26 protein-coding genes and 1 pseudogene are annotated in these 26,839 nt (G+C 64.5%); 9 read left to right on the top strand and 18 right to left on the bottom strand.

Annotated elements, in window-relative coordinates:
• Positions 1-37 precede the first annotated feature (37 nt).
• Positions 38-637 carry a maleylpyruvate isomerase family mycothiol-dependent enzyme gene (locus OG716_RS05665; protein WP_405136633.1) on the bottom strand — a complete coding sequence of 200 codons (600 nt, stop codon included), beginning with the start codon at positions 635-637 and terminating at the stop codon, positions 38-40.
• A 702-nt stretch (positions 638-1,339) separates the two neighbouring features.
• On the bottom strand, positions 1,340-2,068 hold the full coding sequence (locus OG716_RS05660; RefSeq protein ID WP_405136632.1) for a TetR/AcrR family transcriptional regulator: 729 nt from the start codon (positions 2,066-2,068) through the stop codon (positions 1,340-1,342).
• A gap of 529 nt (positions 2,069-2,597) precedes the next feature.
• On the opposite strand from OG716_RS05660, the gene OG716_RS05655 reads away from it, so the two are divergent.
• Entirely contained in the window at positions 2,598-4,049 is a 1,452-nt protein-coding gene (locus OG716_RS05655) for a lipase family protein (RefSeq protein WP_405136631.1), read from the top strand.
• Between the two features lie 127 nt (positions 4,050-4,176).
• On the opposite strand, the gene OG716_RS05650 is transcribed toward OG716_RS05655, so the two are convergent.
• Together OG716_RS05650 and OG716_RS05645 are read right to left on the bottom strand one after the other, a co-directional pair.
• A complete protein-coding gene (locus tag OG716_RS05650) occupies positions 4,177-5,124 on the bottom strand; it encodes a TIGR03619 family F420-dependent LLM class oxidoreductase (RefSeq protein ID WP_405136630.1) in 948 nt (315 codons plus the stop codon).
• A 64-nt stretch (positions 5,125-5,188) separates the two neighbouring features.
• Positions 5,189-5,872 carry a FadR/GntR family transcriptional regulator gene (locus OG716_RS05645; RefSeq protein WP_405136629.1) on the bottom strand — a complete coding sequence of 228 codons (684 nt, stop codon included), beginning with the start codon at positions 5,870-5,872 and terminating at the stop codon, positions 5,189-5,191.
• 179 nt (positions 5,873-6,051) lie between these two features.
• On the opposite strand from OG716_RS05645, the gene OG716_RS05640 reads away from it, so the two are divergent.
• The 4 genes and pseudogenes from OG716_RS05640 to OG716_RS05625 all read left to right on the top strand — a co-directional run bounded on the left by OG716_RS05640 (position 6,052) and on the right by OG716_RS05625 (position 9,498).
• Complete coding sequence (locus OG716_RS05640) at positions 6,052-6,264, top strand: hypothetical protein (RefSeq protein WP_405136628.1); 213 nt, start codon at positions 6,052-6,054, stop codon at positions 6,262-6,264.
• 243 nt (positions 6,265-6,507) lie between these two features.
• Positions 6,508-6,879: pseudogene (locus tag OG716_RS05635) on the top strand (hypothetical protein); the annotation flags it as partial.
• An 804-nt stretch (positions 6,880-7,683) separates the two neighbouring features.
• Positions 7,684-8,637 (top strand): alpha/beta hydrolase, encoded by a 954-nt coding sequence (locus OG716_RS05630; protein ID WP_405136627.1) that lies wholly within the window; start codon positions 7,684-7,686, stop codon positions 8,635-8,637.
• Positions 8,638-8,658: 21 nt separating this feature from the next.
• Positions 8,659-9,498 carry an alkylmercury lyase family protein gene (locus OG716_RS05625; RefSeq protein ID WP_405136626.1) on the top strand — a complete coding sequence of 280 codons (840 nt, stop codon included), beginning with the start codon at positions 8,659-8,661 and terminating at the stop codon, positions 9,496-9,498.
• Positions 9,499-9,717: 219 nt separating this feature from the next.
• On the opposite strand, the gene OG716_RS05620 is transcribed toward OG716_RS05625, so the two are convergent.
• The 3 genes from OG716_RS05620 to OG716_RS05610 form a co-directional block, all read right to left on the bottom strand.
• On the bottom strand, positions 9,718-10,686 hold the full coding sequence (locus OG716_RS05620; RefSeq protein WP_405136625.1) for an SDR family NAD(P)-dependent oxidoreductase: 969 nt from the start codon (positions 10,684-10,686) through the stop codon (positions 9,718-9,720).
• A 290-nt stretch (positions 10,687-10,976) separates the two neighbouring features.
• Complete coding sequence (locus OG716_RS05615) at positions 10,977-12,779, bottom strand: hypothetical protein (RefSeq protein ID WP_405136624.1); 1,803 nt, start codon at positions 12,777-12,779, stop codon at positions 10,977-10,979.
• Between the two features lie 77 nt (positions 12,780-12,856).
• Positions 12,857-14,578 (bottom strand): hypothetical protein, encoded by a 1,722-nt coding sequence (locus tag OG716_RS05610; RefSeq protein WP_405136623.1) that lies wholly within the window; start codon positions 14,576-14,578, stop codon positions 12,857-12,859.
• Positions 14,579-15,600: 1,022 nt separating this feature from the next.
• On the opposite strand from OG716_RS05610, the gene OG716_RS05605 reads away from it, so the two are divergent.
• The 4 genes from OG716_RS05605 (at position 15,601) to OG716_RS05590 (ending at position 17,829) form a co-directional block, all read left to right on the top strand.
• Positions 15,601-15,885: a WhiB family transcriptional regulator gene (locus OG716_RS05605; RefSeq protein WP_405136622.1), complete on the top strand. Its 285-nt coding sequence runs from the start codon at positions 15,601-15,603 to the stop codon at positions 15,883-15,885.
• Complete coding sequence (locus OG716_RS05600) at positions 15,872-16,294, top strand: helix-turn-helix domain-containing protein (protein WP_405136621.1); 423 nt, start codon at positions 15,872-15,874, stop codon at positions 16,292-16,294. Before OG716_RS05605 ends, OG716_RS05600 begins: the two co-directional genes overlap by 14 nt.
• Positions 16,295-16,709: 415 nt before the next feature.
• Positions 16,710-16,991, top strand: a complete 282-nt coding sequence (locus OG716_RS05595) for a hypothetical protein (RefSeq protein ID WP_405136620.1) — start codon at positions 16,710-16,712, stop codon at positions 16,989-16,991.
• Between the two features lie 67 nt (positions 16,992-17,058).
• Positions 17,059-17,829, top strand: coding sequence for a GntR family transcriptional regulator (locus OG716_RS05590; protein WP_405136619.1), 771 nt, complete (start codon positions 17,059-17,061; stop codon positions 17,827-17,829).
• Between the two features lie 93 nt (positions 17,830-17,922).
• On the opposite strand, the gene OG716_RS05585 is transcribed toward OG716_RS05590, so the two are convergent.
• From OG716_RS05585 to OG716_RS05535, 11 genes are all read right to left on the bottom strand, one after another.
• Positions 17,923-18,300, bottom strand: coding sequence for a hypothetical protein (locus OG716_RS05585; RefSeq protein WP_405136618.1), 378 nt, complete (start codon positions 18,298-18,300; stop codon positions 17,923-17,925).
• 127 nt (positions 18,301-18,427) lie between these two features.
• Positions 18,428-19,396 carry an MlaD family protein gene (locus tag OG716_RS05580; RefSeq protein WP_405136617.1) on the bottom strand — a complete coding sequence of 323 codons (969 nt, stop codon included), beginning with the start codon at positions 19,394-19,396 and terminating at the stop codon, positions 18,428-18,430.
• Positions 19,393-20,466 (bottom strand): MlaD family protein, encoded by a 1,074-nt coding sequence (locus OG716_RS05575; protein WP_405136616.1) that lies wholly within the window; start codon positions 20,464-20,466, stop codon positions 19,393-19,395. Before OG716_RS05575 ends, OG716_RS05580 begins: the two co-directional genes overlap by 4 nt.
• Complete coding sequence (locus tag OG716_RS05570) at positions 20,463-21,563, bottom strand: MlaD family protein (RefSeq protein ID WP_405136615.1); 1,101 nt, start codon at positions 21,561-21,563, stop codon at positions 20,463-20,465. Before OG716_RS05570 ends, OG716_RS05575 begins: the two co-directional genes overlap by 4 nt.
• Positions 21,563-22,588: an MlaD family protein gene (locus OG716_RS05565; protein ID WP_405136614.1), complete on the bottom strand. Its 1,026-nt coding sequence runs from the start codon at positions 22,586-22,588 to the stop codon at positions 21,563-21,565. Before OG716_RS05565 ends, OG716_RS05570 begins: the two co-directional genes overlap by 1 nt.
• The gene (locus tag OG716_RS05560; protein WP_405136613.1) at positions 22,576-23,589 is read right to left on the bottom strand and encodes an MlaD family protein; all 1,014 of its coding nucleotides are present in this window, start codon (positions 23,587-23,589) and stop codon (positions 22,576-22,578) included. The genes OG716_RS05565 and OG716_RS05560 overlap by 13 nt, the downstream gene beginning before the upstream one ends.
• On the bottom strand, positions 23,586-24,671 hold the full coding sequence (locus OG716_RS05555; RefSeq protein WP_405136612.1) for a mammalian cell entry protein: 1,086 nt from the start codon (positions 24,669-24,671) through the stop codon (positions 23,586-23,588). The genes OG716_RS05560 and OG716_RS05555 overlap by 4 nt, the downstream gene beginning before the upstream one ends.
• On the bottom strand, positions 24,635-25,498 hold the full coding sequence (locus OG716_RS05550) for an ABC transporter permease (protein ID WP_405139551.1): 864 nt from the start codon (positions 25,496-25,498) through the stop codon (positions 24,635-24,637). Before OG716_RS05550 ends, OG716_RS05555 begins: the two co-directional genes overlap by 37 nt.
• Positions 25,495-26,352: an MlaE family ABC transporter permease gene (locus tag OG716_RS05545; protein WP_405136611.1), complete on the bottom strand. Its 858-nt coding sequence runs from the start codon at positions 26,350-26,352 to the stop codon at positions 25,495-25,497. The genes OG716_RS05550 and OG716_RS05545 overlap by 4 nt, the downstream gene beginning before the upstream one ends.
• Positions 26,349-26,492, bottom strand: a complete 144-nt coding sequence (locus tag OG716_RS05540; protein ID WP_405136610.1) for a hypothetical protein — start codon at positions 26,490-26,492, stop codon at positions 26,349-26,351. Before OG716_RS05540 ends, OG716_RS05545 begins: the two co-directional genes overlap by 4 nt.
• Entirely contained in the window at positions 26,489-26,830 is a 342-nt protein-coding gene (locus OG716_RS05535) for a hypothetical protein (protein ID WP_405136609.1), read from the bottom strand. Before OG716_RS05535 ends, OG716_RS05540 begins: the two co-directional genes overlap by 4 nt.
• Between the last annotated feature and the right edge of the window lie 9 nt (positions 26,831-26,839).

Raw genomic sequence — 26,839 nt, 5'->3', positions numbered from 1 at the left:
CTCGACTTCACCGTTCGTCACGGCGAGCGGACCCCGGTTATGAGCCGCTTACCCGTCCACGCAGAATTTGCACGCCCGCGCCTTCGAGATCGTCGAGTGCCACCGACCGCCGGGCCAAAGCCAGGACTATCGCCTCACCTGGACCGCGGACGGCAGGCCCGTCACCGTGGTGCCAGTCGACATCGGTCGCGCTGAAACGCAACCCGCGCATGCGCGGACCAGGACGCAGGAACGGGTCGGGATGATCGAGCACCATACGCAGCCGCGCCGGTGCTATCGAACGGGCCAGACCGAGCGGCCTGCGAATGTCCTGGTGATGAATCATCGTGTCGGCCAGCACGATTCGTGGTGCGAGCCGGGAGCCGATACCACCGGCAATCGTGGTTTCGAAGGCGGCGATGAGGTCGGGGATCGTCATCTCCCGTCCGCGTCGCACATAGCCCGCGTTGATGCGGTCGCTCGACCCACCCGCGCGCAGGATCTCCACGGCGTACTTCAGCGGCGGAGTCGATTCGTAGAGCAGATGGGCGACAACATCACGAACCTGCCAACCGCGGCATAGTGATTCAGTGCTCCATTGCTCGGGCGTGAGGGTACGCAGCAGATCGGCGATCTCTTCCCGTTCCTGCATGACCATCGTGCGAGCGTTCCCTGACATGACACTCATCTCTGTCGGTACGGTGCAATTGAAGTGGGAATAGCGGGATGAACGGCTGGCTACCACTTGAACATCGGGAGCGCGTCGGCTCGGCGGAACACCTCCGGATACCGGCTGCGACTTGCACGGATCACGAGGTGTTCATCGACCACGAGCACGGGCAGCCGAGGCTCGACCCGACGCACGACCTCAACCCGGTGACTATCCATCACAAAGATCCCGGCCGCTCGCGGCGAGCGCTGTAACTGCACGCATTGACCATCGTCGACTCCATCCAGATGCCGCATCTTCCATCCTGGATATGCAGGATATCTGAATATGGCCACAATTCCGAGCTACACCAGCCCAGAATCGATCGCCGCCCGCATCTCTCGAACGAATGGACGCCGGTGTGCAATCCGGTCCGGTCAGCATCGGTGTGCCCACTCCGACTTCACACATTGCGATGGGTGCTGTTCATCGCCGGAGTGGCGATGGTCGGGTTTTCGCGGCCGCACTCGTGACTGTGGCCTTGGTCTACAAATTCATGGTCGACGAGAGCCAGGGATCAGCGGGGCCGCGAGGCAAACGAATAGAGCTGCGGCCGAGTCGAACTCGGGGAGTTGCAGTTTGCGCCGAATGTTGTACTGGATCACCGGGTGTCGCAAACTCACACGAGTGGGCGATATCTGCGACGGCACCTCAACTGCCCACTGTGCTCTGGTATCCCATTCCCGTCATGACTGTCGCAATATGGCTGTCGTACAGAGCGTCTACGTCTACGACCAGTGCTGACAAACTTCCGAACACTTCCGCTGAGACGAACCCCAGGATGGACGCCCACGCGTTCGCGATGATGCCGATGACGGCGGTGTCGAATTCAGCGTCCCCCGGAACCATCGAAGCGAGCAGCGGTCCTGCCGATATGGCGTGTACCGAAGTTCGCGCCGGGTCCGCGATGCCGGCGCCGACCGCCGCGAGGTAGGCGGCCCCCAATACCGCCACCACCCGCGCGGCCGCCGGGCCGGTCTGCTCTGGTTGCGCCTGGTATCCCGGGAGTGGCGTTCCGGAAATCAGAGCGTAGTCCGCAGGGTGCTGTAATGCCCACTCGCGCACCGCGATACACACCGCCCGCCATTGCGCGGCGGGGTCGGAATCGTGTTTCGATCGTGCGGACTCCATGGCATCCGCCTTGGAGTTGTAAGCGTCCACGCACAGCGCGGTGATCAGGTCGGCCTGGCTGTCGAAGTAGCGGAACAGCGCGGCAGAGGCCATCCGCATCTCGCGCGCGATTCCCCGTAGCGACAAGCCGCCCGTCCCCGCGGTGGCCAACTGCCGACGGGCAAGTGCCTTGATCTCGGCGACCGTGGCGGCCCGTCGCTCTTCTCGCCTGGTGGGTCGTACGTTTCCCTCCGGCATCGGCACAGACATTGCTATGGCACCTTCCGTCCAGCCGAGGCAGCGGACGCATCGCGCACCCCACGGCAAATGCGATCGGCGATCACTTTGTGAACGATCATAACGGCAGGGCTCACCATCAGGTCGATTGAGGCTGACTTCGAACCGAAGACGCTACGTGTGCACCTGGGATATCCCATGCGGGAGATGCCGCACCGCGTAGTGGGCACCTTTCCGGTCCTCCCGCCGGCCCGCAACCTGCGGCGGGTACGGACTTGTCGGCACTACCCGTCGCGGACGAGTACCCCGCCCCGACACGTTCCGGCTCCCCACCCCCGGCATCGCTCGCGACTGGAAGCGCAAAGGCCTCGGCCCTATTTCCGATTCCACTTGTGCAGGTGGCAACCGAGAACCCGACGTTAAGAAGTGGTCGCTATCCAAATAGCATCATTATGTGCATACTGACACAATCCATCCTGCGCTGATGCTGCCCGCTAGAGCAACGGTGTGGATACAACACCGCGGCCGCATCCATCAACGCAATCGAAGAGGACCCCAAGAAATGATCAGTCCCGCAGGATCGCCTGCTGTACAAGAAGCCGCCCCGAGGCCGCATCCGACGTGGACGCGCGCCTTCTTCAGCGGCGTGCTACTGATTGCCGCAGCAGCAATTGTCCCCGGATCGATTGCGGCCCATGCAGATCCGGCAACACCGCCGGTCGCAGTCCAGCCACCGCTGCCGTTCCCGATCCCTCCCCTGCCGCCGGAGCTGGATCCCGGCTTCTACCGGCCGGCACAGTCCGTGGTCGACAGCAAAGCCCCTGGCGAGATCATCGCGGCACGCCAGGTGCATCTGGGGTACCTTTCGGCGCTGCCGATCAATGTGGACGCGTGGCAGTTGTCGTTCCGCTCGACCAACACCCGCGGCGAGGCCATTCCGGCCGTCACGACGGTGATGCGGCCGCATGCGGCGAGCAACGGACCACGTCCCCTGCTGTCGTACGCCTCCGCTGAGGACTCCCTCGGGCAGTACTGCAAGCCGTCCTATCTCAGTCAGGTCGCCTCAGTCGGGTCGCTGGCCGGCGCCGGTGAGACATCGAGTCTGTTCGTGGTACCCCTGGCCGCCGCCGAAATGGGCTGGGGTGTCGTGATCAGCGATACCGAAGGCCCCGACGAAGCGTTCGGCGCCGGACCGCTCGAAGGACACATCACCCTCGACGGAATCCGCGCCGCCGAGAATTTCGAGCCCATGGCGCTCGACGGTGCCCAGACACAAGTGGGCCTGATGGGATACTCGGGCGGCGCGCTGGCGGCCGGGCACGCGGCCGAACTTCATCAGAGCTACGCGCCCGAGCTGAATATCGTCGGCGTAGCCGAAGGCGGCGTCCCGGCCGACGTCGGTGCCGCATTGAAAATGGCCAGCGGCAATGCCGGGGCGGGAATCGTGTTCGCGGGTGCGATCGGGGCCAGCCGTGAATATCCAGAGTTGGCGGACTTTCTCAACCAAAACCTGTCTCTGGCCGGGCACGCGCTCGTGACCGTCAAACAGAATCTCTGCCAGATCTACACCGCGGCAGCGGTGCCGTTCGTGAATATCAACGGACTGTTCACCATTCCCGATGCACTCGATGATCCCCGCGCCGCCGCCGTCATGGACAAGATCGCGATGGGCCACGCGGTTCCCGATATGCCGCTGTTCATAGCGCAGTCGAATCCCGACTGGCTGGTGCCGGTGGGACCGGTCAACAAACTCGTCGATACCTACTGCGCCGACCCCACCGCACGCGTGCAGTACCTGCGCGACCACTTCAGTGAGCACCTCAGCCTCGACGCGCTGTCGGTCCCACTGTTCCTGAACTTCATCAAGGACCGCTTCAACGGTGTCCCGACCCCGACCGGCTGCAACACCAAAGACGCCGGCTCGGTCGTGCTCGCCCCTGAACTCTGGTCCACCCTGCTCCCGGAAATCGCGCCGGTCATCCTGGACCTGCTCGGCAAACCCGTAGGCGGATAAGCTGTTTCACATACAGGGACTTCCCCCGTCGGCAAGAGGCCGATCGGGCGAAGTCCCTGTCACATCCCAGCGATACGGTGCCCACTACTGACGGTGCCCCAACCACTGATCGGCGATCCGTCGGGCGCTACAGCGTTCTCCCACGGATCGCCCCACCATCGGTGTCGATGATCTCGGAGGCGAGTTGCTCGACCGCATCCCATTCCCGGGCATCCTCAGCGGCGGTACGTGAGGGCGGCGCGTCGGGGAAGAAGGGGTGTTGGACGGGGTCGAAAACGATGGTCTCGATGGTGCGCGCCGCCAACTCGTGCAGGTCGGCGGCGATCTGTTCGACCGAGCCCACACCCAGTGGCCGTCCCGGCTCCGGCAGTGAGGTGGCCGAGATCGAGAGCCGAATTCGAGGTGCGATTCCCGGCGCAGGGACACCGCGCGATTCCGCCAGAACCGCCGCATCGCGGATTCCGGCGTCGAGACCGTCGAGTGTGGGAAACACCGGGTGCCAGGTGCCGTTGTGGGCAATAGCGCGGCGCAAGGCGGGTTTCGCGCCACCACCCACCCAAATCGGCGGCCCACCTTGCTGTTTCGGGACCGGCGTAGCGAGAAGGTCGTCGAAGGCGGCGAATTCACCGGCGAAACTGACGTGCCCGCCCGCCCACAGGCGCGTAATGACAGTCAGATATTCGTCGGTCATCGCGCCGCGGCGACGGAAGTCGACGCCCAGGGCCTGGTACTCCTGTTCATTGCCGCCGACGCCGATCCCGAAAATGATCCGACCGCCGCTGAGCCGGTCGATGGTCGCAATCGCCCGCGCGACGTGCACGGGATGCCGGAGCGGAATGACGGCGACCGAGGTGCCCAGCCGGATCGTCGAGGTGACGGCCGACAGATGCGTAAGTGCGGCGAAGCATTCGTAGAAGTCTTCCGGGTAGGCCTGGCGCACATCGGGCGGCTGCGCCAGATGGTCGGTCACCAAAGCCAGGTCGAAGCCCAGACGTTCACTGCCCTGTGCCCAGAAAGTGAGGCGTTCGGGCGAAACCGCCGCCCCGTAGTTGGGGATCGATACACCGAATCTCATGTGCGAGAGGTCCTTTCATTTCGAACTTGCAACTGCCGAACGAAAGCTGGTGCTGCGCGCTGGATCAGCGCACCTCATTGACGGCCGCGATCTGCAGGAGCCGCATCACCTCTTCGGCACGGGCAGGGCGGTTCGCGGCGATGGCATCGACCAACTCGGCGAGCAGAGACTTCCAACGCGCGAGATACTCGTCGCCGAAGTGGGTGAAAGGCTCGTCTGTCTGCGCGGCAGACAAATGCCGATACAGATCCGCGAGCAACTGGTTGCCGGCCACCGCACTCAAACCCTCGTAGAACGCGATTCCGGCCGGGAGCAGTTCGCTGAACGAGTTCGTTTGCGCTGCAGCCCCTTCGATGCCGGTCAGCAGTGCACGCAAGATTTCGGCGTCGGCCGGGGTACAGCGCTGGGCGGCCACGCGCACGGTGTATTCCTCGAGCATGGCGCGTATCTCGAGCACCTCACGGACCTGCGCGTGAGCGATTCGATCCAGTAGCGGAAACTCCAGGGTGTTGTCCGAACGGACGTAGGTGCCATCACCTCGGCGCGTCTCCAGCATGCGAACCTGCGCGAGCGAGCGCACCGCCTCCCGGAGTGTGCTGCGACTCACGCCCAGCGCCTTGACCAGCTCGGGCTCGGAGGGAATCTTCGTTCCGACCGGCCATTCTCCCGAGGCGATGCGGGCTCGCAACTCATCCGCAACTTGCTGCGCCAGGGTGATGTTCTGAGCAATTCTGGATAGTCCAGCCACGCTCAGCACCGCCTTTCCACCATATTGATCCGCACGTAACGACGCATTCGAGCATTCTTGACATACGTCTGATGTTTGAGTCTACTTGAACGAGTTGTCGAGGTTGGCAACTTATTGGCTAATGAACCTGGAACCGATTCACACATCCGCAGGGTGGATACGAACAAAGGACAGATGTCATGCGCAAGTTCCTCGGCACGACCCTCGTCGGCGGCGCGCTCGCCGCCGCCGCAGTCACTGCGACAGGTGTGGCAGATGCCTCCCCGCCCTCACCCTCGCCGGTATGCACAATCGTCGCCTACCCGCTGGTGTATCTCGTGGAAGCCACCGGAGGCAAGGCCAGCCCGTTCCTGCCCGTCTCACAGGCAATCAGCGACGCTGTCTGCCGCTGAACCGCAGAACTTCCATCCACACCGCCAACGGTGAGCAACAGAGACGAAGAGGAGCACCGGGTGAAGCGTTCTTTGACAGTTCTCGCGGGAATGGTCCTGATTCTGAGCGCGGCGGCGTGCTCCAACGACAGCTCGACGCCCGCTCCCGCCCCCAGCTCGAAAGTCACGGCCACCCCCACCTCGGCCCCGCATGATCAACCGACCACATCCGCGCCGCAGCCCCCACCCGCCCCGACGACGACCGGCAAACGCGGCGCCGACGGATCCACCGGCAACAACCTCAGCGACGAGTACTGCGCGAAGAATCAGGATCCGGGCTGCCCGCGAGGTTCGTATGTCGGACCCAACGCGATTCAGAACCCCAACGGGGATGGCACCTGGGTGCCGTGCGAAGGCACCATCTGCACCAATCCCAACCACGGTGCCGGACCCGAGACCGCGCCCGCACCGGGACCCGACACCACCACCGAACCACCGGTGACAACGACCGAACCGCCTGCGCCCGGGCCCGGTCCCGAAGGTGCGGCGTGCGGCACTGACGGTGACGGTCACTGGGTGCACCTCGACGGCGACAACGCCAAGCACTACGGCACCGAATGGCTCTGCCAGCACTGACCGCGCCAGCCCACCAAGACCCTCGACGACTTCCCGGCGATGTGAAGTTGTTGCAGGACAACAGCCTCGGCGAACGCAACCGGACTTTCGAGGACCGGCTTGTCGCTCGCCGAGGCTGTTGGCATTTCCGATGGTCCCAATTGGCAAACACTCAGCTCTTGACATCGTCCACAAAAAGAGAACACTGATCACATAGTAATCAATGAACTCCTCCGTGCCGGAGAAAAGCGCGTCGCGGCCATCTCACCGTCCGCAACGAGCTGCCCACCAGCAGCCGACCCCCGCCGGAGGCAGCTCTGCGGACATCGCTTCACCGATCACCAAGGACGTGGAACCCATGTGGCAACTCGCGATTTCCGCGGCGGCGCTCGTCGCCTTCCTGGTGTGGGCGCACGAACCCGACACCAGCAATTTTTACGGTGCCGAGGTGCGAGCCACCTACAGGCGACGTGCCGTCGAGCAACGATCCAGTCCCCTATCCGCCGGGATGAATCCGAGTCGGTGTAGGTCAGGCCATTTCCCATGGACCCGCCCGTAGAAGGCGAGCGGCACCCCACAGAGCGACTCACCTCGAGGGGGAACAGCGTGGACGCGAAAGCCGGGAAGGTTGGCATCTGATGTAGCCGTGAAATGCGCCGGACCATACTTGACATACGTCTGATGTTTACGTGTACTGATCAGTAACCAAGCAACTGGCAACTCAATGGTTACGATCTCGGGCCCCCAGGGTGGGGCGACCGCTTCGCGTCGAGCACGACGCTCGATGACCTCCCCGAATTACATCTCCCCTCTGGAGCAAATGACATGAACGCCATCGACACCACAACCACCGTCGATATCCGATTCGACAGCAACGGCTGGTCACTCGCCGGAACCCTTCGAATCCCCGGCAGCCACCGAGCCGGAGACCAGGCTCCGGCGATTGTGGTGTCACATCCGTTCGGTGGGGTCAAGGAGCAGACGGCCGGCCTCTACGCGGCCGAACTGGCGGCGCGGGGTTTCGTCACTCTCGCTTTCGACGCGTCCTATCAAGGCGAAAGTGAAGGCCAGCCAAGGGGTTTGGAGAATCCTTTCGCTCGAGTGGAGGACATCAAAAGCGCGGTGAGTCTACTGAGCATTCGCGCCGAGGTCGACCCGGAACGAATCGGAGCCCTGGGCATTTGCGCCTCGGGCGGCTATGTCCCCTTCGCGGCCCAAACCGAGCACCGCATCAAGGCGGTCGCGACGGTCAGCGCGCTGGATATCGGATCGATGATGTGCGAAGGCCTCGGCGGCACCCAGCCTCCGGAGGTCATCCAGGCGATGCTCGACGAGGCCGGAGCTGCGCGCACCGCCGAGGCACTGGGCCAGGCGCCCCGGCTCGAACCGATCCTCCCCGACACCGCCGAGGAAGCTGCCGCCGCACCGCCTATGGGCCGCGAGGGATACGACTACTACCGCACGCCCCGGGCGGCACATCCGCGGTCGACGAACCGATTCGTATTTCGCAGCATCGACCTGATCGCCCAGTACTCCTCCTACGAGGCGATCGCGCTGATCTCCCCACGGCCACTGCTGATGATCGCCGGCACTCGGGCCGACACCGCCTATTTCAGTCGCGGCGCGATCGAGCGAGCCCGCGAGCCCAAGGAGTTGTTCTGGGTCGACGGCGCCACCCACTTCGACCTGTACGACAAGCCCGAGTATGTGCCTCTCGTGGTCGGCAAGCTCGCCGAATTCTTCGCCCTCCACCTCACACCGTCGACTGTTCACAGCTGATCGGGGAACAAGGAACCCACCATGGCCGAACTCAGTGGCAACGCCCGCGCGATCCGGCACGAGATCATGACGCAGATCTGGAATACCGGAACAGCGCCCGCCATAGCGCAACTGCGCGAACGGTTTCCGGTCACCGATGACGAATTCACCGCGGATATGCGAGCACTCGAGGGCGCGATCTGCGTGGCGGTCCAGGACGAAGAACATGCGGGCAGCCCGACATTCCAGGACGAACCGTATCCGCAGCCACCGCTAGGCGAGCTCGTGTACGCCCGGCCGTTCGCCACCTTCCCCAACCACTACCGCATCACCGCCGACGGCGAGCAACGATGGTTCGCCGAATGTGCCGTCGAAGCGTGCGCGATCTCCGGGCAGTTTCCCGGATCGGAGGTGGTGGTCGAGTCGGTGTGCCGCCACACCGGGCAACCGGTACGCCTGGTCGGACGCGACGGGATGCTGGTGGACTACGAGCCCAAGACCTTGCGGGTGCACCTGGGATATCCGGTGCGTGAGATGGGCGCCCGCGTGGTGGGCTGGTGCGACTACAACAGCTTCTTCGCCTCCGAGGAAGCCGCCGATCAGTGGCGGCGCCAGCACCCCGAGATCCACGGAATCACCCGTGCGCCTGAGCAAATGGCCAATATCATCACCGAGATGCTCGGCATCGGCCGGCTCGATTACGACTATCAACCGGTCTTCCCACTGCTGACGATCACGCGCAACCTGCGCCGCTTCGGCATCTTCGGCCGTTCACTGGAGAGCTTCCCGCGCCCCGAACGTTTCTGGCTTCCCACTCCGGGCCTCCTGCGGACCATGAAACGAGCGGGCCGAGGCTCCTTCTTCCGCGTCCGCCTGCGCTGACCACAGCGCGAGCCCGCAACGTCCGGATCATTCCTTCCGGCGCGCCGATCCGACCGACGCGGGGGTCGCCCCCGCCGTGCTCGACGAGACCCTTATGCGTTGGGCAACTGTAATGCGCTGTGGTGCAACGGCAGCCGCGCGGAAGGACATGTTCACCGCGATGCTCGACACGACCGGGCAGATCGCCGAGGCCGTCCGCGGTCTCGGCCGCGACCAGCGCTAGCCCCGAGGTACGTCTGTCCCCGTTCGTCGCGCGGACAGGGACCACAGTCGTTGTGCGGAAACGGAATCGAGGGCATGCGGGCGTACGCCGGCATCGAGGTAGTCCTGGAGACCACGCGGGAAGGCAGTGGAGTGGCTCACCGCCGCGACCGCGCAATCCTCCAGGTAGATGCCTCCGCGCTGATCGAGTTCGGGTGCCGTGGCCGCCCAGACCACGGTAGCTGCGCCCTGCGGGACCGTTTTGGCTCGGTCCGATCCCGGCTCGTGCAATTGCGGGCTCAGTCCAGTGCCCGGAACATAGCCGGGGTGTACCGCGAATGCGCGTATGCCCGTGGATGATCCGAGCTGATCGAGGGCAACCGCGTGTAATGCGTTGGCGGTCTTCGACTGGCCGTAGGCGATCGCCGGATCATACGGTCGATCGGTGTTGTCGATATCGTCCCAGTGGATATCGCTGGCGATATGGGAGGCGGAGGACACGATGACGATTCGCGCGCCCGGCCGCACGCCCGGGTACAGCCCGGCGATCAATGCGAAGTGCCCCAGATGATTGACCGCGAACTGCTCTTCCCACCCGTTCGGTGTGCGCCGCAGCTCCAGATCGAAAACACCCGCATTGGCGATGATGTAGTCCAGCTCCACCGGCTTGCCGCGTAGATCACTGACTGCCTTGCGGATGCTGTCGAGGTCGGCGAGGTCCGTTTCGAGGACTTCAGTGCCGGACTGCACTCCCGCCGCGTGCAGCGATTGTGCCGCCCGCTCGGGACTGCGGCTCGCGATGATGACTCGCGCGCCGGCCTGGACCATTGCCCGCGTCGCCTCCAGGCCCATTCCCGCATGTCCGCCGGTAATGACAGCGGTCCTTCCGGACAGGTCGACGCCGGCGACGACATCCAGGGCGGTCGAGGCCGGACCGAACCTGGAACGCACCTGGCCGACGGCCGCGATTTGCTCTGCAAGTGCCATCGTGAACCACTCCTCACAGTGAGTACGCCGGAGCCGGTTCGTCGTTCGGCTCCGGCACGTCGGATGCGAGCATCCGCCGGGAGGCATCCCACGCGGGACGCCGCCCTAGAGCTGCTCATGGCGGAATCATCTCCGCGAACGTGCCGCTGATCGTTCAAGTCGCCGTCGAGTCAGTGTGTCGCGTCCTGAGCACACACCGCGGTTCAGATCCCATCGGTGTGCGAGACGGGTAGCCAAGCATGCGGACGATGCCGGCGCGGCACAGCGCCACACGGCATCGTCCGCACGGTTCACGGCTGGGTGAGGAAATTGGCGATGAGAGTGCTTGCCATTTCCGGCATTCCGTTGTTCTGCCGCTCCGCCGCAGTCACCACGTCATAGTGCCGGTAGCCAGGGATAATCTTGGCGTTCGCCGGCAACAGGCCCCCGTAACCTGCGTTCTGCAGCGGCGAATCACCCGCCAGCAGTGTGAGATTGCGCTGCCCCGCCGGGGTGCTCTGCCAGCGGTCACCGTGCAGCAGGAAGTTCAGGATGCCGCCCGAACGATTCTGCAGCTGTTTGAGCTCACCATCCCGGCCCAGGCCCAGCGCGAAGATCGTATCGGTGATTATCCGCAGCGGCGTGTACTCCTCGAAGTAGTCCGTCGGCTGCCAGCCCGGGTTCATCGCATGCGCGAATTGGCGGATGTCGGTGACCTCGTGATCGCGGTCGGTCGGCTGACCACGCACCGGATCGATACCGTCGATGGTGGATGCGGGCATTTGGTCGTAGTTCTTCCAACCGCACACCTGGTTGTGATCGACCGGGGTGTAGTTCTGCCCGTAGCCCACCCGCAGCGGGATGATGAACAGACTCGGTCCCAGCACCGGCACCGAGGCCAGGCCATTCGGCACCGGATAGGTCTTACCCACAGTCGGGCAGTCGTAGAAGCCGAGCCCGGCCTGCAGGACATATTCCGCGGAGTTCTGATCGAACAGCATGCCCAGCGCCGACATGTTGGTGAGCCGGAAATCGCGGGGCAGGTTGTTGCCGGTGAACAGGTCCAGATAGTCCTTGCCGTAGAACAGGCGCATCCACGGCTCGGTCCGCAGATCCACCGGCACCACAGCCTTGAGATCGCTTTCGTCCTCCGGCTTTTGATCCGCGGCCATGGCCGCGAGCTGGTAGGCGTTCATGATTTCGCTGGCCGCGATCACCGGCAGCTGAGCCACACTCAGACCGTTCTTCAGCAGCAGGTCCACACCATTCTTGACCGCACCGCCGACGGTCGACATGAACGCGTCCAGCGGTGGAATCCCGGAGAAACCGGCCGGATCGGTCATGGCGAACCCATCCTCCGGCACGCTGCCTCCGCCGCAGAGGTTGTAGCCCGCGTCCTCTGTTGTCGCGGGATTCTGGTCGAAGTCCCACGCCATCATCGGGCCGACCAGGAACGCGCCCAGGGAATGTCCACCGCAGAAACTCTTGTGCCGGTCCGCGGCGTCCGGGAGCAGGTACTGGATGACCACGCGCCAGTCGTCCATGGTCAGCGCCAGACCGTATTCGCCGAGGTAGTTCAGATCCTGCGGGGTCTGATAGTGATAGGACTTCCCGTCGATGCTCTTGCCGTGGAAGTAGTAGTCGGCCGCGATGTGGTAGTCCCCCGCCTGGTTGGCCGCTTCCCATCCGGTGTGGTCCTCGGCGCAGTTGGCGCGCCGATCCATCGAGATGTACTCGACGAATTTGCCGGTCGCCGCCGCCTTCCGAACCACCTGCGGCGCTTGGGGATTCAAGTTCGCCGCACCCGAGAAGGTGCCGGGCTGCATGGTCAGGACCGCATCCGCGTCCGAGGATTTGGCGGGCCCGTTCTTGGATCGATAGCGCACGAACGAGATCCAGTCGCACGCCTCGGGGTGCGCCATGGTGGAGTACGGGCTCGGGTAGTGCAGGCGCACGAAGGTCGCCTCGACATCGTCGCCCAGGGCCGGGTCACCGGTGATCGGTGTGATGGTTTCCTGATCGGCGACCCCCGAACCTGCCGGTGCGGCAGCCGATTCCGTGATGGTCAGGCCGGTGATGACAAGTGTGGCCGTGACGGCCAGGGGAATGGTCATGGACAGTAGCGGCCTGATCCGCCTGATGAACCGCATTGTTCTCCGCTTTCCGCGAGACGTGGTCGTGAGCTCGGTGGTCACGGGAGGCTCTTGACGAATTCGGCGAGGCTTTGCGCGCTCGCGTCCGGCTTCCCGTTGTTCTGCACCCGCGCGGCGCCGATGGTGTCCACATGGCTGTACCCGGGCAGCGTGACCACCTGCGCGGTCGACGGGGCCGGTACGGCCAGAGTCGCGCCCAATTGCACGAAACCGTCTCCCGCGTACGCGATATACAGCGGTTTCGTATCGGCCATATTGTGGTACCGGAGATTAGTCATATCGCCGCTGCGCGCACCGCCGTATCCCGCACCGATATCGATGAACAGCCGTGTCGGGAAGTACGTCTCCCAGTACGCGTACGGGCCGCCGGTGCCGAGTTGCCTTGCCGCATCTCGGATATCGGACACCTCGTGGTTCGGGGCGGTGTACGGCACACCCTGCACGTCGTCGTAGTTGCGCCAGGTGTACAGCACAGTGGGGTCGGTGGGACGCACCCGCCGCTGCGAACCCGCCACCGTGCGCAGGAATCCACCCAGCAGTGGCACCTGGGTGACCGAGCCCGGTACCGGGAAGCTCTTGTCGGACACCGGCCCCCCGGCCAGAGCACCGACGCCCTGCTGGAACAGTGCGAAATTGCCCGAGTTGTTGTCGATGAACTCACCCAGCAGCGCGGTGTTGGTGAACCGGTAATCCCGGATGTTGCCCGAACCGTCGCCGCCGTTGGTGGCGAATCCGGTCAGCGATCCGGAGAACATGTAGTCGAGCGTCGCGTCGATATCCAGATCGTGCGGAAGGTGGGACAGCAGTTGACTTTCCGCGTCCGGCTCCAGATGTGCGGCCAGCCCGGCGAGGCGGTAGATCATGAATGTGCGGGCGCCGACGATCGGCACCGAGACCAGCGAACGCGGCAGCACACCCGTGTTCTCGACCGCCTTCACCACGTCGTTGGTGGGCCCGACGATGGCATTGGTGAGGTCCTGCAGGAACGGGGTGTTCTGGATCGCCACCGGATCCGAGGAGATCATGGTGTCCTGCGCGGCGAACGCGGAGCACTGGCGGTAGCCGGCGTCGCGGGTGGTGGCGGGATTGCCGTCGAAGTCCCAGTCGGTGAAGAAGCCGGTGACCAGCCCACCGAGCGAGATTCCGGCGCACACGTATTTCTGCTGGCGCACAACCTGATCGGGGATCTCGTTGAGCATGATCTCGTACTGGTCGCGGATGATCCGCTCCATACCCATGAGATCCAGCACGGCCAGATCCTGAGATTCCTTGAAACCTCCGAACACCTGGCCGTCGATCGGCTTGTGGTTGAAGTAGTAGTCGACCGCGTCGAGGTAGTTGCCGGTGCGCAGGGCGTAATCGAAACCGGCGTTCTCATCGAGGCAGGAGCTGCGCCGCGCCAGGGCCCAGAACTCGATGTTCTGCCCCAGTGCACGCGCGGACACGACGGTATTGGCAGCGACGCTGTCGGAGTTCACCGCGCCACCGATCGCACCCGGCTGCTGCACGATCACCTTGTCGGCGTCACTGGACTTCTCCGGACCACCGACGGGCCGATAACGCAGATATCCCACCCGATCACAGGCGGCCGGATGCGGCGGCGCGCCCGCGGGCAACGGCAGTGAGTACGTGACATTGGAAACGACTATGCCGTCGCGAGTTTCGAGCACTCGCTCTTGACGATCGGTCGCGATACCGACGGGCGCCGGTTCCTCGGCGGCGGCGGTGCCCACCGGCAGCGCGGCCACGGTCGCCGTCACAGCGGCCGCGACCGCCGCGAACCGTCGCAAATTCCCAGTAAGGTCGCGCTGCCTGCGCGGACCATCAAGCCCAACCACGATGTCGGTCCCTTCATGACTTTTCGAACGATGGAGACGACCGGACGCACTCAACGGCGGACCACATCGTCTGAGACAGCACATCACCAACGAACCACCGCAGACAGTGTCAGCACCGAGAAAAACCCGGGGGCCGAATGTGCATGTGCATGAGCCCGAGCTCTTGAAATCCATCGCCGACCACCTACATGAAGGCCGTCCGGCCCGATGGCTGATCACGCGATTGCTGCGGTGAGCCGGGCAGATACCAGAACTACACATATCCTTACTATCCAAATATGCTCATTACGTGAATACTGATTCGATGCAGGATCGTAGCGGATGACCCCGTTCGGACCAACCGGCCCAGAGGAGTACCCGACGGACGATCGATCCCTGCCGGGCGGCACGCTTCCCGAGGCCCACCCCCCGGCGCTCGAGGCCGCGCGATAGTCCGACCGGCAGTGCACAGGCAGTAAGATCAGAGAATTTGCGAGCATTTTGCTCTAACGTGCAAAGTGCACAATTCAGCGGTGGAACATGCGTGCCATTTGCGAACATGCACAGTCGGACTGCCACTGCGGACCAGTTGCGATGAGCACACCAATCGACCGCGACACGGTGTGCGCAGCGTCCTACACCAGATCACGTTCGATGCCGGTATTACCGTTGCCACACAGCACTTTTCACCTCTCGCATCAGGGAACTCGCAAGATGCTGGACCCGGTGGACCCCGCCTTTCCGGAAGGCAGCAACGCTGACGAAGGCGTGGTGGGATACCCCCTCGAATGCCGAGACGCCATGGAGAACACAGAAGGCGTCCCCTTCGGTACGCCGATCCATCCGAGTTGCCGATAGTTAACCTTCGTTGTAGATTACTAGAATTCGAAGCAGTCACGGGGAATCGGGTTGGCCTGCAATCGATTCCAGAGTTCCCGCGGCATGGCGGCAGAGGCGGGCAGACAGTGCAGAGAAAGGTCAGTGGGAAATCGCGGGATAGTCACGCCGATTTCGCCAGTGAATCATGGCGTCGGCACGCGGTATGCGCCGAAATCGACCCCGAATTATTCTTCCCCGATGTAGGCGACTCCGCCCGCGACGCCAAGCGGATTTGCTGCGCCTGTGACGTGCGCGAGGAGTGCCTGAACTTCGCGGTGGCCTACAGGCAGCGCTTCGGCATCTGGGGTGGAATGACGCTGCGCGAGCGGCTGGAGTACATAGCAGGTACACGCCTTGATGCCTGGCAGTAGCAACATCTCCCATCGCCTCAACGAGCTGATCGATCGCCGGGAACAGCGGGACGGGACTCGATTGACGAACATCGCACTGGTGGCACAGTTGGGCGAACGCGGTCACCGCATATCGAAGCCGTATCTGTCCCAACTTCGAACCGGCAAGCGCCGCGAACCATCACAGCAGTTGCTGGCCGCACTGTCCGAGCTGTTCGAGGTTTCGGCCGATTACTTCACCCACGGAGACGCAGCGCCCGTCCTCGCCGATGCCGCGCTGGTGGATCACCTCCACGATCCGGTGCTGCGGCGGCTGCTCGATACCGCGGTGGGGTTGTCCGCCGAGTCCCTGAATGACCTGAATCAGCTGGCCGAGAAATTCCGCGATGCCGATCGCCTTCCCACCGCGAAACAGACCGCGACGTGGTGATGTGCTGAGCACCCGCCGACTGCGACGCCGCGTACACTGCCGCGACCGGACCAACACGTGAGCATCCTCGTAGTTGGCCTGGGTGCGATGTGCGTGGCCGCCGGTGCGGCCCTGTACGCCTATCAAGACGATCGCGCGGATACGGATCCCGCGCTCGCGCTCGTGGCCACAGGACTGGGAGTACTCGGGATAATGCTCGCTATATCCGCAGGGTTTCTGTAGCGACTGCGCATTCGCGTGCTGCGCGGCCGATGCGGGCCAGAGATCCCTCAGCCGTAGAGCGGCCAACCCGGGAATCCTAGTTCTGAATATTTACACTATCCAAATACATTGCTTATGTGAATAATGATGCGATGCAGAGCTGTAGCGGACACCTCGACTACAGCTCAACCAGCCGGCAGACCAGGAGCAGCGCATGACCCAGCCCGAGTTTCGACGGCGCATCACCGCGCGCATGCGGCGATTGCCCCAGCCGATACCGACCGTGTGGACCTTGGTCGACCGCCTGCATTACGCGATCGACGCTGCCATCACCTCGACCGAGCGAGTTCACCTCCGCCTGCACGAACGCATGACGCGATCACGCCTCCGGCGCGCGAACACCGTGCCGGAGGGCAGCTCGATGGAGCCGGGCCGGCATGCGCGGATCGCCCACCGCGTGTACGACACCGCACGTGCGGCCCACTGGTACGTCTGAGATCGCGATGGACAGCGCCGATCATCTAGCACCGATCCGAAAAACCCAGTACGGCAACCGATTCCGGATGCGCGCCGAGCGCACCATCACCGACGTGATCAGCGATGAGCTGGCCCGGCGAGTCCTCATCGGGATCCATCCCCCGGGTACCGCCGCACCCTCCGTCCGCGATCTGGCGGCCGAGTTCCGCACGACACGCAACACCGCCACACGCGTCCTGCACGGACTCGCGGCGCGCGGATTCCTCGAAGAACCTCGCACGACCGAATCGTTCCGAGTCCGCGACGTACGATTCGACGCGGGCATCGACTCGTACCGCTTCCTCTTGGACCCGGTCACGATGCCGGCCTCGGCCGCAGTGATCTTCACCGAGATGCTCGAGGCGCTCGAAGGCATCGTGACCGACGCGGTGATCGGACTCCTACGCGGAGAGCGTCCCGTGAGTCAGCAGTGGGTTTCCGAACAGCTCGATTGCCTTACCCTGCTCACCGCTCTCGACGAATCGGTCAGAATCCACACCCTGACGGTCGGAGTCGACGTCCTGCGCGAACTACTCGCCGAGCCGCGATTCGGATTTCAGCGGGCGATTCTCAATTCACTCGCCGAAGCACTTCTGAATGTGCCGGAGGCGGTCCGGGCATTGGTCCCCGAGCATCCCCGCCACTACGTTCCGCTGTTGCAAGCTCTGGCAGGCACGGCAGCGTTCGGCGGCCTGTCCGACGCCGGCATCACCCGGGCAACTACGTTGTGCCAGCTGTATCACCGCTCGGCGATAGCGCGTTTCCAAGCGGATATGCACCGGATTCAGAAGCCTTCCATACCGCTCGCGACGCCGTAACAGACGGCGGCCTTCGACCGCTGTCGACTCAAAGCGAACGCTGCATGGTTCGCCCCACCCGATACCGTCATCCGAACCGTATTGCCGAGCGCATCAGCGGATTTCGGCTTGCGCCAGGATCTCCGCGACCGCACCGATACGATCCAAGGACTCCGACGACAATCGACTGGCGTTCACGAATAGCCTGCGCAGTCGTTCGTCCCGCAGCGGTGCGGCGCCGGCGAAGTCGTCAGAGCAGTCGAGATAGTCGACCGGGACGTCGAAGAACAGTGCGAGCCCGGTCAGAAGATCTGCCGCCGGTCGTACACGCAATCCGGATCGAAGGTGCGACAGATACACCGGAGACACCACCTGCCCATCCCCGCACAAGGCCACCGCAACGGCTTGATCACTCAGCGGCCGGCCATGATCACGTTCCCAGCGCGCGAACAGAGTGCTCAGTCGATCCGCCAGACGGCTCTCGATCCTCACCGTGAAAATCCCCTCGGACATCCGAACCTCTCGGCAGTTGCTCGCTCGAGCCACAGGTCACTTCGCGCGGCCGCGAAAGCTGGCTACCGGAAGTGAAATACGGCGGTGCAGCCACCAGGCCCCGATTTCACCGGGGCGTGATCTGCAGCTGTATCCGGCCGTCGGGTGACACAGTGTTCACCGCCTGGCTGATCAGCGCCGAAAGATCCAGGCCCTGCACGGCCGTCCCGCCGCGTTCGATCAGCGGTCCGATGGCCGGGTACAGGCGCTTGGCGTCGGGGCCGATGCGGTTGAGATAGTCGTTCAGCTTGTTCAGGAAGGGCAGCAAACCGTTTCCTGTGCTGTACGCGTCCGGGACGGGGCGCGCGTCGAGCAGTACTTTCAGCGACGCGACCACCTGCCGCACTTTGATTCCGAATTGGTCCAATTGCATTCCGCCACTGACCATGTCGGTGCCCGCTTGCGCGACATCCGGTCCGGGCACCTGCGCATTGGCCAGCAGCGCACGGATACTCGGAATGCGCGCGATCAGAGTGGAGGCAAGCAGGTCGGTGGCGTGAGTCAGCTCCGGGATGACCGCGTCGGTGCCGGCCATGGCCTGGGAGAAGGTGGTGATGAGACCGGCCAGGGCCTGCGGGTCGAGTTGCTGCAGCAGACCGGTCACGGTGCGCGCGACCTCGGGGATCGAATGCGGTGTGCTGATCGACTGGGTGTGCACGAGCTGCCCGTCCGCGAGGTAGGGGCCTTCGCCTGTCGCCGAACGGAATTCGATGTACGGTTCGCCGAGCGCGGACAGCGCTTCGATGGTGACCGCGCTGTCGGCGGGGATCCGACGACCCGGGTCGATATCGAAGCGCACCTGGACGCCGTCGGCGACATTGCGCACCGAGGTGACTCGGCCGACCTTCACCCCGGACAGCAGGATCGGGGAATGCGGCACCAGGTTCGCCGCATCGGGGATGAGCATCACCGCGGTGTCGCGGTGTTCGAACCAGTCCACGCGGGCGACGCCGAACAGCAGGTACGCGACGCTGACGACAGCCACCACGGCAATCGATGTCAGGGACAGCACCGAGCCGAGCGCGGGCCGCCTCATCGCACCATTCCGAGCATCCGCAGGGTCGAGACAATGCTGTCGGTTTGGTCCGTGGCCGAGATCGGTTGCCCCGCAGTGGAATTATCGACACGAATGCCGAGCACGTTCACCGTCGGGCGTTGCACCCACGGAATCAGCTTGTCGTGCAAGAAATCCACCAGACGATTCAGGTTCGAGGGCGCCGACAGGTTCAGGGGCCGGCCGGTGTTCAGCAGCATCGGCACGAAGGCGCGTGCGGTCGCATCGCCCGCGGTGAGTAGCGGCGCGAGCCAGGCCAGCGCATGTGCGATACCACCGAGCGCGCCGACGACGCCGACGACGTGGATCAGGGACTGGGCGATCGCGGTGATGTCCACGACGCCCTGCGGCGTGAGGATTTCATCGAGCTGTGCCTTATCGTCCATCAGCAGGCTGGCATTCACGTTCAGCGAATCCAGGAATGCTCCGAGATCTTCGGTATGGGCGGCGACATCGATGAGGTCGTTCTTCAACACATCCGCCAGGCGCCGGGTCTCGGCGGGGTCGGCGGGCAGTGCGGCATTGATCTGATCGACAGTGTCCTGCACCGACCGCAGCGCACCGCCCGAGACGAAGGTCGCCAGACCCGAGAGCACGTCTTCGATCTGCAGCGCGGGTTCGGTCTGGGTGATCGGCAGCAGGTCCCCCGGCCGCAGCACCGGTCCCCCGGAGGCGGCGGGCAGGTCGAGCCCGATGTAGATGTCCCCGAGGATAGTGTCTTGACGCAGTTGGGCTTTCGCCGACGTAGGCACCGCGACGGACTTCCCGACCTCGACCTCGGCGATGACCGAACCTGGCGCATCGGAGGACGGATCGACCACCGTGACCTTCGAGAGTGTCCCGACCTGTGCTCCGTTGGCCATCACACGCGCGTGCGAGGGCAGATTCAGCGCGTTCGCGAATTGGATGCGAATCGCATAGGTGTCTTCGTGTACGCCCGACCCCGGCAGGGTCAGGCTCGCCGGATCGGCGCCGCATCCGGTGGCCAGCAGCACCGCCAGCGCGATCGTCGGTGCCACGAGCACACGGGAAATCCATGCGGGCGTGCTCATTTCGCACCTCCTGCGAGACCCAGCACCAGAGTGGTCAGATCGGTGGAGGCCAATCCGTTCCCGGACTGGGTGCAGCCAGTCGGGAGCAGGGCGTTGATCGCCGCACAGACCTGATCGGCTCCCGGCTGATCCAGGGCGACCCGGGGCGCGCTGTAGGACACCATGATCGCCCCGGTCGCCGGGTCGGTGACGGTGCGGAAGCCACCTGCGACCACGGGGATCAGGTCGATGATCTTCTGCAGTGAGCTTGCGTGCGCAGCGGCCAGATCCAGGAACGGGACCGTCTTGTCCAGCAGTCCCAGGATCGGCCCGCCGTACTTGGTGGTGATGTCGTTGAACCACGGCAGGATCACCACGACGGAGTTCACGATCTGCACGACCTGATCCCAGACGTTGTTGACCAGCTGCAGGATCGGCGACAATCCGCTGAGCATCTGCCGCAGACCGCCCCAGCCGTCGGCCACACTCTTGGACAGTGTGGTGAGGGTGTCCAGCAGCGAACCGATATGCGCGATGGAACTGTCAGGACTGCGCAGCGCGGCAGCGAGCTGGGTGATGATCGTGTTCAGCTTAGGGCCGGTGCCCGCGGTGGCCCGGTCGAACTCCGCCACGGCGGCACTGAGGGTGTTCTGGCGTGCGGGGTCGGTCCCGCCGTCGAGCTGGTCCGCGAGCTTGGACATCGCGTCCAAAGTCTGCGTAATACTCTTGGGCGTAGCAGTTTTCGTGACGCAGGTACCGGGATTCCACCTCGCGCCGGTACTCCCGTTCAGCGCCAACCGCCGGTCCGCCACAATGGTGTCCGACAGGGTGGTGGCGGTCGGCTCACCGCGCAACGGGTGCCCGGCGTCGATGCGAAAGTCCACTCGAACCTCGGATCCCTCGTTGCGCAGGCTGGTCACCGAACCGACCTTGATGCCCCGCAGGGTCACATCGTTGCCGACATACAGGCCGATGGCGTCGGGCATGATCGCGCAGTATCCGATCCGCGCCGCGGTCGGGCGCAGCAGCACGAATCCGGCCACTACGGCCAACGCGCCGACCAGCACCACCCCCAACGCGGAAACGAAGCCGCGGGACGCAAAGAGCTTGTGCAGCATCAGCATCCCTTCCCCGGCACCGGGACGCAGAGCGCCGGTGCGGTGATGGTGTCGCCCGACTGGTCGATGGGGATGCCCTGGGGTGTGATGAGGGCGCGCAACCGGTCCCCCGCCTGCGCCAGCTGGTCGGAGACATCGCCCAGCCGCTGTCCGAGTTGATCGAGTTGCGGAGCGGCGGCCAGAATCCGATCCGCCAGCGGTTCGAGCTGTTCGCGCCAGGCCGGCTCGACCGCGGCGATGCGCGCGAGCAGTTCGGTGACGACCCGCAGCGCTTCCTTGACATCGGCTTGGCGGTCCAGAATCTGCGTCTCCATCAGTCCGATCTTGGTGAGCATTGTGCCGATGATCGTGCGCGAGTTCCCGAGCATGCTCAGGTATTCGTCGGCGACATCGAGTGCGCGGCTCACGTCACGATTCTGCGTATTCAGCATCCCGACCATTGCTGTCAGGGCATCGGTGAGGGTGGTGACCGAATTCGGACTGTCGCGCAGCGAGGCGGTGAGGTCGCTCAGGTTGCGCCGCAGCGTGTCCCCGTCCACGCCGGCCAGTGGTCGCTGCGCATCCTGGATGGCCTGGATCAGGTTGTAGGGCAGGCGGACTCGGTCGGCAGGGATTGCCTTCGACCCCAGTGGCGTGGTGCCGGCCGGGGTGACGGCGACGTAATGACCGCCGATGGGGGTGAGCATGCGGATATCCAGGCTGGTGTCCGCACCGATCGAGATGTTGTTCTTCACGGTGAATCGCATGTGCACGGCGTCATCGGTCAACTCCAACGCGGTCACCGAGCCGACGGAGATACCGGCGATCCGCACATCGTCACCCACGTGCACCGATCCCGCGTCGTCCACCAGTGCGAGATAACTGTGCTTGCCCAGGGGCACCACGTAGATCACGACGCTGACCGCGAGGACGAGGCCGACCACGACCAGTCCGATCACGCCGAGCAGGCGTTGTGTGCTTTTGTCGGTATCGGTCCCGTACCGCAGATCACGCAGGAACCGTCCCGCACGCCTCAGCCTTTGCATACCGACACCCGTTGTCCGGCAATCAGAACGGCCAAGGCCGCCGGTACGTCGGCATTGCCCTTGGTACAGGTGCGATCGACCCCGGACGGGGCGGCCGGGAGCAGCGCGATCAGAGATTGCAGCAGTCCCGGCAATCGGTTGAGCAGATCGACGGTCGTCTGCGGATCGGGGAACAGGTAACGCAGATCCTGTTGCAGATCAGGGTTGTCCGGTTCGGTGAAGCCGAGCCGGGCCAGCAGGCTGTTGAGCGGCCCGAGCACCGACGGGGCCACGTTCACGAAATCCATCAGTCCTTCGAACTGTTTCTGCAGGTTCACGAACACATCGGAGATGCCCTTGATCAAGGTCGCGGTCTCCGGGGATTTCCCGCCCAACTGCTCGGAGACCTGCTCGAAATTGTGCAGCAGCAAGGAGATGACCGCCTGGCGATCCGAGACATAGGCGGAGAGTTTCTCGATCGCGTCGAGGGTCGCGCCCACCGCGGAGCCGTCACCTTCGATGACCGCGATCGCACTGGACATGAACCGATTCAGCGCATCCGGCGAGAAATCGGCCAGGACCGGCTCCATACCGTTGAACAGAGCGGTGATGTCGAAGGACGGAACCGTGTGGTCGGTCCCGATCGACGCGCCCGCGAGCAACCGCTTTCCCGGGCGATCGGGCTGCTTGATATCGACATAGCGCTGACCCGTCAGATTCTGATATCTGATGGCGAGGGTGCTGCTGTCGTAGACCGGGCGGTCGCGCTGCACGGTGAACCGCACCCGCGCCCGGCCGCCGACCAGGTCGATCGCGCTCACCTTGCCCACCGCGACGCCGAACATGCGGACATCGTCATTGAGGTGCAGCCCGCTCGCATCGGTGAACGTCGCGTCCAGACCGATGGTGCGGCCGTCGATCGGCCGCTGGATCGCCACGACGATTCCCGCCATCAGGGCCGCAATGAGCGCGGTGAACAACACCAGCCGAATTACCACGGCGCGAACACTTTTCGCCTTCACCGATTTCCTCCCGGTTGCGGCAGTGCGCTGCCGAGCAGCGGCACCGCAAGGCCCGGCATGCCACGCAGCACCACATCGACGCCGACCCGCGGGCCGTCCGGGGTGTCCTGGAAGGTGCGGTCGAGCCGATCGAGCAGTTCGGTCAGATCCGCATGCGAGCGATCCGGATCGGGCACCGTACTGGCCAGTTGCGTCAGCAGCACGGTGAGGCTGTCGGCATAGCCGCCGAGTTGGCCGTTCGCGGTGCCGAGCACCGTGCTGATAAGCGGGAAGAGCTGATCAGCCACCAGGGAGACGCCGACGTCGAAATGCGCGCGATCATTGCGCAGCACGTCGATGTGATAGATGTTCGAAATGAGCTTCACGAAACCGTCGCCGAACTTGGCGATGCCGGCGAAGAACGCGGAGTATTGCTCGATCAGGAACGAGGTCGGATAGCGCTGAGTATCGGCGATCGCCCGGCTCACCCCGACCATCGCCTGCACCAGCGGCGCGAAAGCTCGCATATCCGAACCGATTTGGTTCAGCACCTCGGTCAGCTGCGGGGTCAGCACGGTCAGCGTGGTCTGCGACAGCGACCGCAGCAGGGTGCCCATGGTGGCGTCGTCGACGCGGTCCGGCGCGGTGAGATCCACGATCGCGCCGTCGTGCAGCGGGTTGCCGCCATTGCCGCGTTGCAGCACAACCTCGCTGATGCCGAACAGGTTCGAGGGCGCGTACTCGACGCGCAGGCTGTCGCTGAGACCGTACAGCTGTGAGCGGTCCAGGGCCAGGGTGATCAATTGGGTTCCGCCCGTCGCGCTTTCGACCTGGGCGATGTGCCCGACCTGCACTCCGTTCAGGCGTACCCCGGCACCGGAGACCACACCGTCGCCGGTACGGCTGGTATGCAGTTGGATCTTCAGCTCATTGTCGCTGGGACGCGAGGAGACGGCGTTCCAGGTGAACGCCATGGCCACCACGACCACGAGGGTCAGCACGCCTACCAGCAACGCGGCGCGGCGTGTGGTGCGAACTCCGGATAGTCCGTATGCGGGCATCGCGCTCACCCCGAGAACGTGATCGACGAATTGATACCCCACAGCACGACGGTCATGAGCATGTCGAGGGTGATGATGGCGATGAAGCTCGCTCGCACAGCGCGCCCGCTCGCGATCCCCACACCCTCGGGTCCGCCGGTGGCGAAAAACCCTTGGTAGCAGTGGATCAGGATGACCACGACGCTGAATACCAGCATCTTGATCGTGGCGGCGACAATGTCGTGAAGGTTGACGAACTGATAGAAGTAGTGGTCGTAGATCCCGGTCGACTGCCCGTGCACGACCAGCACGACCGCCGCGCACGAGAAGTAGCTCAGCAGCAATGTCACCAGGAAGGTCGGCACCACCGTGATCGCGCCGGCGAGCACCCGGGTGGTGACGACGAACGGAATCGAGCGCAGGCCAAGGGATTCGAGCGCGTCGATTTCCTCGGAGATCCGCATCGACCCGATCTCGGCGGTCATCCGGCAGCCTGCCTGAGCGGCGAAGCCGACCGCGGCGGCGATCGGCGCGAGCTCGCGAGTATTGGCGAATGCCGACACCACCCCGGTCATCGGCCCGAGCCCGACCAGGTTCAAGGCCATATAGCCCTGGATGCCGACACCTCCGCCGATGGCGATGCCGAGGATCATCAGCACCGGTACCGTTCCGCCGCCGACGATCAACGAGCCACGGCCCCAGGTCATATCGGTGATCATGCGCATGGTCTGAGCCCGGTACCGGTGCAGGGTCACCGGGATCGACGCGAAGGTCTCCCACACGAACGCGATCGCGAACCCGATCGCCTCCAGCGGCGCCAGGGGTACGGCTCGGTGCGCCGCGCGCCGGGCCCATCGGAACCCGAAGGGGGCGTAGGGGGCGGCCATCAGGCCACCTTCGTGGGATAGAACATCGACAACAGTTGCGTCATACCGACATTGACCACCGCGATCGCCACGACCGAGAGCACCACCGAGGCGTTCACCCCGTCGGCGACACCACGCGGGCCGCCCTTGGCCTCCAGTCCGCGCTGGCAGCCGATGATCACCACCAGGAAGCCGAACACCAGGGCCTTACCGATCGAGATAATCACATCGGTGAGCGTGGAGAAGGCGCCGAAGGTGGCCCAGTAGCTACCCGGCGTCACGTCCTGCACACCGGTGGCCACCGCGTATCCGGCGAGCACACCCACGAAGATGATCAGGACATTGAGCAGCGGCGCCACGAAGAGCATGGCGACCAGCCGCGGAATGACCAGGCGATGCACGGGGCTGATACCCATCGTCCGCAGGGCGTCGATCTCCTCACGGATGGTGCGCGCTCCCAGATCGGCCGCAATCGTGGCGGTGCCCGCACCGCCCAGCAGCAGCCCGGTGGCCAGCGGCGCGCCCTGCTGGATGACCCCGAGTCCACCGGCCGCGCCGAGCAGTGAATCCGCGCCCAGCTGATGAATCAGATTGCCGACCTGCACCGACACCACGACACCGAACGGCACCGCCATGAGCACGGCCGGGATGGCCGTCACCGTGATCAGATACCAGGCCTGCTGCATCGTCTCGCGCCATTGGAACTTTCCCGACAGCAGGTCCGTAATCGCGCCGCGCACAGCCTCGAATGCCAGTGCGACCAGGCGGCCCAGCGTCTCCACACTCGACAGCACCGTGTCGGAGATATTCCGGCGGAGCACGGCGGGGAGTGAATCACGTTTCGCGGCAACTCTTTTCGCCGCCGGTGCGTTCGTCATCGAATCTCCTCCCATCCCCGCAACGTCGAGCCGTATCGAGTCCGCCGGAAGACCGCCAGCCCACGGTAGCCGGACAATTGCCTGGCCACCCCGGTCGACACGGCCGCGCCGGGTGGTGAATCGCGATCGGCTGTGCTCACAACACCCGCTCCGCGGCGGCGCCCGCCTCGCCCCTCGCCGCGAACCGCTCATCTATGCGCCGCAATGCCGGTGCCAGCGCGCGCACCTGGGCGGACGTTTCGTCGAGGGCGTCCTCGATTCCTTCGAGCCGCTGCGACATCGACCGCAGTCGCGTATCCAGCCGGGAGACATCCGACGCGGAGGGCAGGTTCAACGCCCCCAGCACCGCGTCCTGCGCGATCAGCGCGACATCGCGCAGATCATTCACCCGCCCGACGGCCTCCGCCGCCAATGGATGTTCGAGCGCCGTGCCGACCAGTTTCACCGTCGCACGCTGCACGATGTCCGCGAAATTCATGCTGATCTC

Origin of the sequence: Nocardia sp. NBC_01388 (genome assembly GCF_045040085.1) — a bacterium.
Lineage (GTDB): Bacteria > Actinomycetota > Actinomycetes > Mycobacteriales > Mycobacteriaceae > Nocardia.
This window is presented reverse-complemented; position numbering and strand designations above follow the sequence as displayed.